This is a genomic window from Hymenobacter ginkgonis (genome assembly GCF_009755225.1).
Taxonomy (GTDB): domain Bacteria; phylum Bacteroidota; class Bacteroidia; order Cytophagales; family Hymenobacteraceae; genus Hymenobacter; species Hymenobacter ginkgonis.
On record NZ_WQKZ01000007.1, the window covers coordinates 38,839 to 51,428 of the forward strand.

The 12,590-nt window shown below is 59.1% G+C and carries 9 protein-coding genes; all 9 read right to left on the reverse strand.

Annotation, left to right across the window (positions count from 1 at the left end):
• Positions 1 to 78: 78 nt before the first annotated feature.
• Positions 79 to 1,131, reverse strand: a complete 1,053-nt coding sequence (locus GO988_RS20875) for a fatty acid desaturase family protein (RefSeq protein WP_157569266.1) — start codon at positions 1,129 to 1,131, stop codon at positions 79 to 81.
• 5 nt (positions 1,132 to 1,136) lie between these two features.
• A complete protein-coding gene (locus GO988_RS20880) occupies positions 1,137 to 1,433 on the reverse strand; it encodes a hypothetical protein (protein ID WP_157569268.1) in 297 nt (98 codons plus the stop codon).
• 344 nt (positions 1,434 to 1,777) lie between these two features.
• A complete protein-coding gene (locus tag GO988_RS20885; RefSeq protein WP_157569270.1) occupies positions 1,778 to 2,431 on the reverse strand; it encodes a response regulator in 654 nt (217 codons plus the stop codon).
• A gap of 128 nt (positions 2,432 to 2,559) precedes the next feature.
• Positions 2,560 to 7,098 (reverse strand): CheR family methyltransferase, encoded by a 4,539-nt coding sequence (locus GO988_RS20890; RefSeq protein ID WP_157569272.1) that lies wholly within the window; start codon positions 7,096 to 7,098, stop codon positions 2,560 to 2,562.
• Positions 7,099 to 7,121: 23 nt separating this feature from the next.
• Positions 7,122 to 8,165, reverse strand: coding sequence for a chemotaxis protein CheB (locus tag GO988_RS20895; RefSeq protein WP_157569274.1), 1,044 nt, complete (start codon positions 8,163 to 8,165; stop codon positions 7,122 to 7,124).
• Between the two features lie 357 nt (positions 8,166 to 8,522).
• On the reverse strand, positions 8,523 to 9,260 hold the full coding sequence (locus GO988_RS20900) for an HAD family hydrolase (RefSeq protein ID WP_157569276.1): 738 nt from the start codon (positions 9,258 to 9,260) through the stop codon (positions 8,523 to 8,525).
• A gap of 42 nt (positions 9,261 to 9,302) precedes the next feature.
• Positions 9,303 to 10,499, reverse strand: coding sequence for an MFS transporter (locus tag GO988_RS20905; protein ID WP_198172970.1), 1,197 nt, complete (start codon positions 10,497 to 10,499; stop codon positions 9,303 to 9,305).
• A 537-nt stretch (positions 10,500 to 11,036) separates the two neighbouring features.
• Positions 11,037 to 11,261 (reverse strand): alpha/beta hydrolase, encoded by a 225-nt coding sequence (locus GO988_RS20910; protein WP_157569278.1) that lies wholly within the window; start codon positions 11,259 to 11,261, stop codon positions 11,037 to 11,039.
• 55 nt (positions 11,262 to 11,316) lie between these two features.
• Positions 11,317 to 12,564: a PAS domain-containing sensor histidine kinase gene (locus GO988_RS20915; RefSeq protein WP_157569280.1), complete on the reverse strand. Its 1,248-nt coding sequence runs from the start codon at positions 12,562 to 12,564 to the stop codon at positions 11,317 to 11,319.
• Positions 12,565 to 12,590 lie beyond the last annotated feature (26 nt).

Sequence of the window (12,590 nt, forward strand, 5' to 3'; positions counted from 1 at the left end):
AGGGCGGGGTGGCAGATGAATCAAGGCGACTAAGGGGGAGCCAGCCCTTAACCTGCTGGCTATACTTGCCGACGCAGGCTAGGCGGCCAGGCGCGGTAGGCGTTGGGTGCGTGTGCGCAGCAGGGCAATTACCTCGCCCTCCGTGCGCTGGGGGTGCGCCAGCTCCACAAAATGGCGGGCCAGCAGGTCGTAGCGCCGGGCCATGAGGTAGCAAAAGATGTGCAGGAAGTGGATGCCCTCAAACACAATGGCTTCGTGGCGAGCGTACTGGGCCAGGTTTTGGCGAAAGTGGGCGGGGTGGTCAGTCCAGTGCAGGGCGGGCTTGAGGTGGTGGCTGATATGGTAGCCATCGTTCCAGCACTTGTGGTTGTAGCTAGTATTGATGCAGGTCACGCTATTGGTGTAGCAGTTCTCGGGGCTGGCGGGGGCGATAAAGGCGTGCTGCGCCCAGTTGCCAAGCATCATTACCACCCGCGAGAGCACCAGCGGTGCTACGAACACCACTAGCGTCGCGGGCAGATTCACCCAGCCCAGCGCGAGAGTCGTGCCTAGGTAGGTCAGCTCGCCGCGCAGCAGGCGGCGGCGCAGGGTAGTCTTCTGGCGCCGCGTGAAGTAGCCCACCAGGCGCGCTACGCCCAGCACCAGAAAATCGCCTAGGTAGTGCAGGAAATCCACCCACGAATCGCGCTGGTAAAACATGGTCGAGCTTTCGTCATCCGGCATATTATTCTCCGGGTGGTGCATGCCCATGTGGTGCGTGAAGTAGGATTCGGGCGTTTGCCCGAACAGCGGCCCAATCACCCACGGCAGGTAGTGGTTCAGCCAGCCGTGCTTTTTCTGGAACAACACCCGGTGGCTGGTGCAGTGCAGCATCAGCCCAAACGGCCCTTTGAAGCGCAGATTGCCCAGCCCTAGGTAGAGGCTAGCCACTACCCACCACGCGGGGCCGCGCAGCACCGGCACAAAAAGTAGGATGGCTAGCGGCAGCATGGTGCCAGATAGTTGCAGCAGCAGGTAGGCGAAGGGCATATCGCGCTCGTCCTGCACGTAGTGGCTCAGCCAGCAGTGCAGGCGCGAGGGCGCGGTCGGCTGGTGATATGTAGGGTCCGTTAGGTCCGTCAGTAGCTTCATACCCTTTATTCAGCCAATAGGAAAAAGGAACTAAGGCCCAGCTTGTGCAGGCAGCGCCGCAGCACGGGGCTCGTGTTGCGCAGCCGCACGCTGGCCCCGCCTCGGCGCAGCACCAGCAGCTGCGATACCAGAAAGCAGATGCCCAGCGTACGCTGGCAAGGCAGGGTGCCGCAGTCAACCAGCAGCTGTACGTGCGGCCGCGCCAAGATGCGCACCAAGTGGGCCGCATCTACTTCGGCCAGATTTACTGGCAGTAACACCGAAGTGGGCTCGGCCAATGAATGGTAGAGGGGAACTAACACAGGATAAGGGAGTAAGGATGGCGGGACACGTATCGACCTGATAGCCCGGCACCGGTAGGGCAGCCAAGCAATCTAGCAGGGGGTAAAACCAATAGCTGAATAGTGCTACGCTACTGGAAAGGCTCTTCCGAGCAGCTCCACAAAGAAACAGGCCCCCAAACTCCCCCGGCTACGGCTAAAATACGGGTTTTAGCCGTAGCAAATGCGTGATTTTTAGCGCGTATTTATTCGCCAACTGCCTCCGTACGGGCCGAAAATAAATACGCGCCTAGTCGGCTGGCTAGCCAACTAGGCGCGTTAAGTAAAAAGCTGCTTAACTTCCAGAACAGCCGCTACACCACTGCTTACTGGTGCAGCCAGCCCTGCTCCATTGCGTACTTCACCAGGGCCGGGGTGTTGAGGGCCCCGGTTTTCTCCAGCAGGCTCTGGCGGTGCGATTCGACGGTGCGCTTGCTGGTGAAGAGCTTATCGGCGATTTGCTGGTTGGTGAGGCCGGTGGCTACTAGTTGCAGTATTTCGCGCTCGCGGGAGGTGGGGCGGGAGGTATCCTTAGCAACAGTTGAGGAGACTTCAATTTCAAGGACTAGGAGCTTTTCGAGTACGGTTAGGCCGATTTCGGAGCACAGGAATCGCTTGCCCGACGCTACCGCCTGAATGCCGGTGATGATTTCGGTCTTGTCCGCATTTTTGAGCACGTAACCGTGGGCCCCGGCTGCCAGCAGCTCGTTGATGGTGTGCTCGTTAGTCATCATCGACAATATCAAGATGCGCAGCTGTGGATACTGATTTTGCAGCGTGCGGGTGGTGGCCAAGCCATCCAGCACGGGCATGTTCAGATCCATCAGCACCACGTCGGTGGGCACGGTAGCCAGCTGGGCTAGTAGGTCGTGGCCGTTGGCGGCTTCGCCTACCACTTGCAGCCGCGGCTCGGCCGCTAGTACCGACCGCAGGCCGTCGCGCACAATGGCGTGGTCATCGACCAAGAAAACACGAATCATAAAGGGGCAGAGAAAGAAGTTGCCGCGGGCAGTGATGTGTGTCGTGCTCCGGCTTAGCCTTAAAGATAATGCGGCTATCTGGCAAGTGGCCTGCTAGTTACCCGTCGAGGTAAAAAACCTTGTGCTAGTTAGTCAGTGGCAATTGGAATCTGGATAGTTACCTGAGTGCCTACCCCAGTATCGGGAATATGCAGGGAAAAAGTTCCATTCAACAATTCCACCCGGTCTTGGATAGTGCGTAGCCCGATGCCAGTTGGTTTATCAGGTTCCGAGCCGATACCCTTGCCGTTGTCGCGCACTTTCAAAGTTATTTCGTTGTCCTCCTCTATCAGTAAGATGTCAGCGCTGGTAGCCTCCGCGTGCTTCGTCACGTTCGTTAGCAGCTCCTGGCAGATGCGGTACACGGCCACTTCTAGGTACGACTCCAGCCGGGTTTCTAGCCCGACTATCTCACAATGCATCCGGATGCGCGTCTTGCTATATTTCTTACATAAGCCCTGAATGGACTTAGCCAAGCCAACCTCGTCCAGCGTAGCCGGCACCAGCTCGTGCGATACTCGGCGGGTCTCCTGAATGGCTTCGTCTAGCAATTGATTGGCCCCCTGAAAAACCTCTTTCGGCACTAATGCCTCCACGCGGTCGAAATTGAGCTTGGTGGCAAACAGCAGCTGGCCTATTCCGTTGTGCAGCGACTCGGCAATGCGCCGGCGCTCTTCCTCTTGGGCATTTAGAATCCCCAGCAGCAAGGATTTTTGCTGATTTAGCCGCATTTGCAGGTTGTCCGCTTCCAGGCGTTTTACTTCCGATACGTCCAGGTCGAGGCCGAGTACCTTCACGGGCTCGCCGTGGTCGTTGCGCAGCACCACCGATTTGATGTGTATCGTATGCACTTGGCCATTCACCTGCAAGCGTAGCATGTCGTCCAGGGGTTCATGCTTTTCCCAGGCCTGTTGCATTAATCCCTCCGCAAAAGACTTATCAGCGGCAATGACATAGCCTAGGTAAGTTTCCGAATTTGCCGCGCTGCCGGCCGGCAGCCCCAGCAGCCGGTACATACCGGTGCTCCAGGTCAGTTTGCCACTCGCAATGTCGTATTCCCAACTGCCCATTTGGGCTACTTCTTCCGCTTGCTGCAATTGGGTCAGGTGCTTTTGCAAGGCCTCGGTGCTCTCGTGCAGCTGCGCGGTTCGTTCCTGCACCTGCTGCTCCAAGCCCGCCGACAATTGCTCGAGCGCCTGAATGGCCCGGTGCCGCTCCACAAAGTCAGCGGCCGTCCAGGCCAGCAAATCGAGCAGCTTCAACTGGTGCTCGGTGGGGCGGTGCGGCTGGCAAAACTGGTTGCTTAATACCCCCACTAGGCCACTGCTGCGGGTAATAAGCGGCGTAGACTGGATGGCCCGAATGCCTTCGGCCATCGCCACTTCCCGCTCGGTGGTGCCCAATAGGGGCGGGTAGGTTTCAACGTCCTCAATCAGGAGCCGGGTGCGGTCGGGGCGGGCCGGGTCATCGGCGGCTTGCCAGTCTGCGTGCAGAAACTGCTGAATGAAGGGGCTGCCTTGCTCGTAACCTTGGCAGGCATACATTTCCAGCCGCTGGCCATCGTCGCTGAGCAGTTGAATACAGCCCCGGTCCGTGTTGGTTATTTCGCAGGCCAGGGCTATGAGCTCTTCCAGCGCCAGCTTTAGGTTGGTTTCGGTGGCAAGCTTGGCGTGCAGCTCGTGCAGCCGCTGCATGCCGGCCAAGTCGGTAGCTACGGCTTCTTCGGCTTGCTTGCGGGCGCTCATGTCAATCGCATACTCGGCAATGGTGCCATCGCCGAGGTCGGCGGCCACAAACATCAGCCAGAGCCGCGAGCCATCTTTGCGGTAGTACTCTTTCTCATAGGGGCCGCCTCGGCCCGTCTGCCGCAGTTGGGCCATCATTTGGTGGCTGGCTTCCAGATGCTCGGGCGGGGTCAAGTCGCGCCACGTAAATGGGCGGGCCTCAAACTCCGGACGGGTGTAGCCCACCATCTCTATAAAAGCGTCGTTGGCCTGCAGCAGCCGCTCGGTATAATCGAACGTGAGTACCCCTACGCTGGGCACGTTGACCATGCGCTGCAAGCGCTGCTCGCTGGCCCGTACTATTTCTTCGGCTTGCTTGCGGTCGGTGATGTCAAACAGCGTAACTACCACCCCGTTAATCCGGTCTTCGAGCGTGCGGTAGGGCAGCACCCGCATCAGAAAAGTGCGGTGGTCGGTGGTTTTTACTTCCCGCTCCAGGAGCATAAGCTTATCGAGCACGGTTTCGGCGTCGCGCAGCAGCTCGCCGTACTCCAGCCGGTGGGTGATGTCCGAAATAGGGCGGCCATAGTCCGACGGTATTAGGTTGAAAAGCTGCTGGGCCGCCGGCGTATAGAGCCGGATGCAAAAGGCGCGGTCGAGAAAAATGGTCGCTACCCCCGCCGAGTTGATGAGGTTTTGAAGATTGTTGCTGGTCACGCTCATCTCCTCAATTTTCACCTTCAACTCTTGGTTTACCGTGCGCAGCTCTTCGTTGATGGATTGCAGCTCTTCCTTGCTGGTTTCCAGCTCTTCGGCCGCCGAGCGCAGCTCTTCATTCACAGCCTGAAACTCCTCGTTCGACGCCCGCAGCTCGGCTGCCTGGTACTCGTACTGCTCGGCCGAGTGGCGCAGGCGGGCTTTCACCTGGATAAGCTCGGCTTCGAGCTGCCGGGCAATGGGCTCGTTGGCCGTGCGCACCACCTTTTCGGCGGCCGGCGCTTGCTCGTTCAAGTCAAAAATGACGAGCAAAAACCCCTTGGCCGTATCGCCTTCCTGCGTGACTGGGTTCACCCGGATGGTCAGCGATTGGGGTTCCCCGTTCTTATTCCACTGAATATTGGGGGCTTCAATGGCGGTTTGCAGCTGCACGGCCTGGTGCAGCGCCGCCCGCAGCTCCAGCCGCAGCTCAGGCCTGATTAGCTTGAGTAAGTTCTTGGTCGGCTCGCCTCCCGAAAATTCCAGAAAGCCGCCCACTTTTTCCGACATGTGCAGGATATCGTATTCCTCATTCACCACCAGCGAAGGGGGCGCGTACTGCTCCAGCAGCTTCTGGTGCAGCTCGCCCAGCGAGAGGCGGCTAGGCTGGCTTTCGGCCTCGGCGAGCTTCAGCAGGGCCGCCTGGCGGGGTGGGGCAGCCGGGGCCGACTCGGGCATTGGGTAGTAGGAGCGGGCCGCTTCGCGGGTGCGGTAGAGGTGGTTTTCGCGGCTGAAAGTGGCAAACAAATCGCTTGCACCATCCACCGATTCAGAAGAACCCAAGAAAAGAAACCCGGCCGGCTTCAGCGCAAAGCGAAACGTTTCCATCACCCGTTCCTGCGCCGTCGCGTTGAGGTAAATCAGCACGTTGCGGCAGGTCACCAGGTCGAGGCGCGAAAAAGGCGGGTCTTTCAGAAAATTGTGGTTGGCAAACAACACCAACTCGCGCAGTTCGCGCTGTACGCGGTAGCTGTCGCCCTCTTTGGTGAAAAACCGCAGCAGCCGCTCGGGCGACACGTCGGCGGCATCGTTGAGCGTGTACAGCCCTTCGCGGGCGGTGGCGATGGCCGCTTCGTCGATGTCGGTGGCAAATATCTGCACCTTAGGCGCATCCAGCACCCCCGCTGTCCGCTCAGCCACCAGCATGGCGAGCGAGTAGGCTTCCTCCCCCGTAGCGCACCCGGCCACCCAGATTCTGACCACGTCGTCCGCTTTTTTGGCCTGAAAAATGGCCGGCAAAATATCCTGCTCCAGGGCCTGAAAAGGCTTCTTATCGCGAAAGAAATTGGTAACCGAAATCAGCAGGTCTTTCAGCAGCGCGTGGCTTTCCTCCGCGTTTTGCTCCAAAAAGGTGGCGTAGCTCGGCAGGTCGGGCAGGCTGCGGACGTTGATGCGGCGCTCAATCCGCCGTAGTAGTGTCGCCTGCTTGTAGTTAGAGAAATCGTGGCCCGTGCGCTGGCGCAGCAGGGTAAATACTTCGCGCAGAGCCTGCTGCTGCTGTTCCGGCCGGTTTTCGCCCTGCACGGGTATAGCCACCGTGCCTAGGCTATGGTAATAGGCCGCGATGCGGCCGGGTATTTCGGCCACCGGCAATACTTCATCCACTAGGTCGGTGGCGATGGCGTTGCGGGGCATTTCGTTGAATTCGGCTTCCCGCGGGTTTTGCACGTACGCCACGCCGCCGCGCTCTTTCACTCGCTTGAGCCCCATCGAGCCGTTGGCACCCGTGCCGGACAGCACCACGCACACGGCCCGCGGGCCGTAGCAATCGGCCAGGGTGCGGAAGAAAATATCGACCGGAGCCCGCCTTTCCTCCACATGCAAATTGACGGAAGGCACAATAAAGCCGTCCTCCATCGTCAGGTGCTGGTTGGGTGACACTACGTAGATGTGCCTGGGCTCTATGGTAACCTTTTCGGTCACCTTGGTCACGGGCAGGCCGGTAACCGCCTGCAACACCTGCGCGAGCTGGCTGTCGTGGTCGGGCGACAGGTGCAGGATGACGACGTAAGCCACCGGCGCGTCTTCGGGCACGTGCTGAAAGAATTCGCGCAGAGCCTGCACGCCCCCGGCCGAGGCCCCCAAGCCCACAATGAGAAAGCCGGGCGGCTGGTCGGTCCTAAAATCGGTAGATTCAATCGTTTTCATTCAGGTTTTTCTTTAAGCGTACCCTAGGCTGCCTCGTCTTCGGCCACTTGCTTGCTGATGCTAGCCGTAGTGAGCTGCTCGTGGCTGAAGACAGTTTGCCGCACAATGTCGGCTCGGACGGCGGCTTCCTGCGCTTTTTTAAAATACATGGCCGCCAGCTTCGGCTGGTTTTTTTCGGCGTAGTGGTCGCCCAGGTTATTAAGCAAAAAGATACTTTCCTCGACCCCCCGAATGGCATTCCACAAAGTGTCCTCAATCTTTTCGGTAATGCTAGCGAGCAGACTGTCAGCCGAATATGCGTGCCCGGTGTGGCACCGGTAACGGATGATGTCGCCATCGGTAACGGCCGATAGTACCCCATGGCAGTCCGGGCACGCATAGGGCGTGAGCTGGCCAAAAGCGGGATGCCGCTGTTCAAAGGTGGGGTCTTGCGCGGCGAAGCGCACTTCGCGGCTGGTCTTATTTTGCTCGTCCATCGCTACTTCATTAGCTTCTGCCACCGTTTCCGCCGTGAGCTTCACCAATAAGGGAGCCATTTCGGCAATTGATACACAGTAATCTACCTCTACTGCCGCCAGGGCACTTGCGGGCATCGAGGGCACCGCGGCTTCCGCTGGTTCCTGCACGATGGCGATACCGCCGCGGCTCTTTATCGTCCATAAGCCGGCCGTCCCATCATCGAGCGCGCCGGACAAGACAATGCCAATAACCCGCGACCCATAGCTTGCCGCCGCCGACCGAAACAACGGGTCTACGGCGGGCCGAAACCGGTTTTCCTTGGATCCTCGGGTAGTTCGCACCATGCCTTGTTCCAGCACCAGGTGCTTGTCGGGCGCCGCTACGTAAATATGATTGGCACTAATAGGTTCTTTATCAATAGCATTAGTAGCTAGCAGGGTATTTTGCTGATTCAATACTTGCGGCAAAATGCCCCTCATATTGGGAGACATGTGCCAGACGATAAAAATCGCGGCATCCAGGTCGGCCGGCAGGGCCGCCACCAATTGTTTAATCGCTTCAAACCCTCCAGTAGAAGCGCCGATAACGATGATATTGCGCTTTTCCAAAAGGGCAGGGATGTAAGATAAACTGACAGGAGTTAATAGAATAATTGCTTAGCTAGTAGATTACTCGAAGTAATATGTCGGTGAGTAGGAAAGCTGCACCAGGCAACTGTAGCGTTTTGCCCGTCGTTTACTAGCTAGAGGCAGCTTGAGTAGCCTGACACCTCGTGTACGGCTAGGTAGTCATCTGCACCAGCAACGACGCCAATCACCCGATAGCAGCCGGAGGCAAGCCGGCTACTTTTAGTAAGGTAGGGTACTCTATCAAGTTTTATTAGAAATGGACGAGTCCTCATCCGCACCAACTACTGCTAGTAACCAAGCTAGTGGCAGCTAGGGCAAGACTAGGTGCGCGACGCGTTATTTTTTGTCTTCCTCGACGGGTTGCAAGTCCTGGTCTTTCGTTACTGCGTCGTCGGCCTTTGGGGCCTCGCCTAGCTGGCTGAACAGTTCGCGCAGGTGCTCGGGAGTGACTTCGGTGAAATCTTTGATAGCCAGCACAGGCGTCTGAAAGTCAGCTTCAACTAAAGTGGTCAGCACGGCTACGCAATGCATGCCGGCCTTGTGGGCCGCGTGTTCGCCCAGGATAGCATCTTCCAGCACCAGGCAGTTTTTGGCGGCTAGGCCCAGCTTTTCGGCTACAGCGGCGTAGGTTTCGGGGTGGGGCTTGCCAGCGTCTACATCGTCGGCGCCCACTACTACATCGAAGAAGCGGCGCAAGTTGAGGTGGTCGAGAATATAGCTCAGCGTGTCGTTGACCGAGCCGCTGCCCAGTCCAATTTTAAGGCCAGCGGCGCGGGCCGCTTCCAGAAACTCGACCAGGCCGGGAGCGGGCTGGCGTTCTTCCCAGTACAGGGTGCGGTAGAGAAATTCGCGCTGGTCGGCGTATTTCTTCAGGTCTTCCTTGGACTTAGGTTCGTCGAATAGCTGCTCCAGAATTTCGGTGGCGGGCATGCCGTTGAACCGCCGCAGTAGGTCCTGGGCATCGGCCTTCAGGCCGAGGTCGCGAAATAGCAGCTGGAAGGCGCGGGCTTGGACGGGCGTGTTGTCCACGATAACGCCGTCCATGTCAAAAATGAGGGCTTGTAAATCAGCCATAAGGAAAAAATATAAAAGTGAAAACGACAGGTTATGAAGGTTTTATAAAGCGGTAATGGGGGCAGCAGCTACCTGCGCGGTCGGGGCCACTGGCGGTTGCCCCGCTACCTGCGCCAGCACGTAGGCAAAGCCGGCCCCGGCCAGCGCCAGCCCTACCCCCACCAGCGCGGGCGAGGTGTAGCCGAATCCTAGTGCGATGGGCACCCCGCCCAAAAAGGCCCCTAGGGCGTTGCCCATATTGAAGGCCGCCTGCGTGATGGACGCGCCCAGCATTTCGGCGCCCTTCGACGACTGAATCATCAAAATCTGGATGGGCGCGGCCAGGGCCAGCGAGAAGCTGCCCGCCAAAAAGGTGAGCCCCAGCGAGAGCACCTGGTTGCCGGAAGCGAAGTAGATGGCTAGCAGTGTGCCGCCCATGGCCAGCAGCAAGGTAGTAGCGGCGGTGAGGGGCGAAAAGCGGTCGGCGAGCTGGCCGCCCACCACATTGCCCACAAACATGCCCAGCCCCACCAGCATCATAATGTAGGGCACGTAGGAAGCCGGAAAGTGCGAAACCTCCGTCATCAGCGGGGCGATGTAGCTCACCCAGCAGAACATGCCGCCCGTGCCGATGGCCGTCAGCAAGATAATAAGCCAGGTTTCGAGCCGCTTAAACAGAGCCAGCTCGCCCTGCCAGTTGCCGGCTGGCTGCGCAGGTAGGGCCGGCAAGAGGAAGTAAACAGCGGCCAGTGTGAGCAGGCCTACGCCACCCACGCCCCCCAGCGCGTAGCGCCACGAATAGTGCTGCCCGAGGTAGGTACCTAGGGGCACCGTGAGCAGATTGGCAATGGTGAGGCCCGCAAACATGGTCGAAATGGCCTGCGCCTGCTTGCCCTTGGCGGCTAGCCGACTCGCCACCACCGAGCCCACCCCAAAGAATGCGCCGTGCGGCAGCCCCGCCAATAGCCGCGTGAAAAACAGCACCGTATTGTTGGGCGCAAAAGCCGAGAGCGTGTTGAAGACCGTGAAAAGGAGCATCAACAGCGCCAGCAGCCGCTTGGGCTCCAGGCTGCGCCCCAACACCGTGAGCAGCGGCGCCCCAATGACGACCCCCAGCGCGTAGGCCGAAATAACGTAGCCGACCTCGGGAATGGTGACGCGAAAATCTTGGGCAATGCTGGGCAGCAGGCCCATCATCACAAACTCGGTGGTGCCGATGGCCAGGCCGCCCAAAGCGAGCGGGATTAATTTAGTATTCACTATGAAAATGGGTGCTTATAAATGGGGCTGCGCCCTACCATGCTCGCCAGGTTGGTGCGGCCGCTATGGGGGCGTTGCTACCCAATGGGATTAGAAGAGGGCAAATACCCATTAAGTCCGGGCACTTACGCGGGGCCCGGCGCAGGCTAAACGCCCTCCGCACATTGCGCGAGGTGTAGCCTAGTAGCTGTATACGGTAGTTAGGTCGCCGCCGCCACTTGCGCGGTCATTAGGAGGCATGGAGCAATGGGACTCCGGTTACCGCCCTAGCTACTGAAATTACTGTTAAACCAAACAAGGCGAAAAGGCCGCTCTTACCGGAGCTGACCCCTTCGCCTTGTTAAAAAACTACTGAGTAATCCTGCGCTAGCGCGAGCTGATAGTTGGACCGCCAGTGCCCAAACTGCTCATTTTTAGCTCACAGCCACCCGAAGAAGTGATTCAGCAATTTCGTGCGATGCCAGAGTACCAGCTTGTTTAACCCACCTAGGAGCGCTCGCCCGAGGCCCGCCCCCGGCGTAGGGGCCGCCGTACCCATCAAGTGAAAAAGCCCCGCTCGGCGTCGTTTTGCGCGGTACGGCCATGGCCCAGCTGGTCATAGGCCAGCACCGCGAACCCTTGCGTCGTTAGGTACTGGGCAAACTCCGCGTACCGCTGGTGGTGTTCCGCCATGCCGTGCAGCAGAAACAGGGTCGCCTTGGCGAGTTGGGTTGGCTCGAATAGGGTGTAATACAAGCCGGCAAGATACCCTTTGGTGCGCATAAGTCAGGTAAAAAACAAGGCGGTTAGCTCCCATTCGTAGGGGCGCTATATTTTGCTAATCAGCCGGTTGGCTGCGGCCGCCCGGCAGCTCGATAAAGAAGCAGGTGCCTTCGCGCTCGCGGCTCTCTACCCAGATATCGCCGCCGTGCAGCTGCACAATCTGCTTGGCAATGAACAAGCCCAGCCCGGTGGTCGTTTCGCCCTGCAAGCCCGCCCGACGTGTAGGGTTGAACTTGTCAAACAAGTTGCCGAGCAGCTTGCCTGGAATGCCAATGCCCGTGTCGCGCACGCTGAGCCGGGCCTTGCCCTCGTGCTCGTGCCCGCCGATGGTGACGGTGCCCCCAGCCGGGGTAAACTTGAGGGCATTGCTGAGTAGATTGTCGAGCACCCGGCCAAACTTGTCGGGGTGCAGCGGCGCAAAGAGCCCCGCAGCAGGCAAGTCCACAGCCAGCGTCACGCCTTTTTTAGTGGCAGCGAGTTGGTGCAGTTCCAGCCGGGCCGGCAAGTAGGTGCCTAGGTCAGTGGGCAGCTTATGCAGCTCATTGGCATCGAGGTCACCCACGTAGAGCAAGTCTTCGAGCAGGGTAGTGGCGTGGGCACAAGCATTCTGAATCAGGGCTAAGTAATGCAACATTTCCGGCGCGGGTGGGCCGGTGCCCGCGCGGCCGGCTACTTCGCGTTGCAGCAGGTCGGCCAGCAGCTCGATGTGGCCAATTGGCCCCTTCAGGTCGTGGGTAGCCAGATGCAGAATGGTTTCCTGGGCGTCGTAGAGGCGCTTAAGCTGCTTCTCCAATCCCTTGCGTTCCGATATGTCTTCTAGAATGGTATAGCCCAGCTCGGCGTCTTCATCGGGAAACAGCACGGAGGTTACCTGGCACCAGAACGAGGAGCCATCGGCGCGTACCAGGCAGGTTTCCAGGCTAAAATGCGGCAGCTTATGTTCCCAGAGCTGGGCCTGCAAGTGATGCCAGTCGGCCCGAAACTGCGGATGGGCAAACTCTAGGATGCGCCGGCCAATCAGCTCCTCGGGGCTCGTGTAGCCGAGCATGGCCACCACGGCCGCATTCACCTGGCGAATCATCAGGTCGGGCGTGATGATTTTCTGGCCCAACGGCGAATTTTCAAACACGGTGCGGAAGCGCACCTGGCTTTGCTCGTACTGTTGCTGGTGCAGCTGGTGCGCATCGGCCGTGGCCTGGTGGGCTAGCAGTTCACGGTTTTCCTGCTGTAGGGCTTGGTCCTGCGGCGCAGTGGCCGGGCGCTCGGGAGAGTTGGGGGTAGCGTCGGGCATCAGGGCGGGCACAAACAAGGAGTGCTTACGGGCTAGCC

What these genes read in the sequence shown, in the direction of transcription:
- GO988_RS20910 (WP_157569278.1), bottom strand. Translation starts at nt 11,261, where the DNA reads ATGCGCACCAAAGGGTATCTTGCCGGCTTGTATTACACCCTATTCGAG.
- GO988_RS20900 (WP_157569276.1), bottom strand. Translation starts at nt 9,260, where the DNA reads ATGGCTGATTTACAAGCCCTCATTTTTGACATGGACGGCGTTATCGTG.
- GO988_RS20890 (WP_157569272.1), bottom strand. Translation starts at nt 7,098, where the DNA reads ATGAAAACGATTGAATCTACCGATTTTAGGACCGACCAGCCGCCCGGC.
- GO988_RS20885 (WP_157569270.1), bottom strand. Translation starts at nt 2,431, where the DNA reads ATGATTCGTGTTTTCTTGGTCGATGACCACGCCATTGTGCGCGACGGC.
- GO988_RS20875 (WP_157569266.1), bottom strand. Translation starts at nt 1,131, where the DNA reads ATGAAGCTACTGACGGACCTAACGGACCCTACATATCACCAGCCGACC.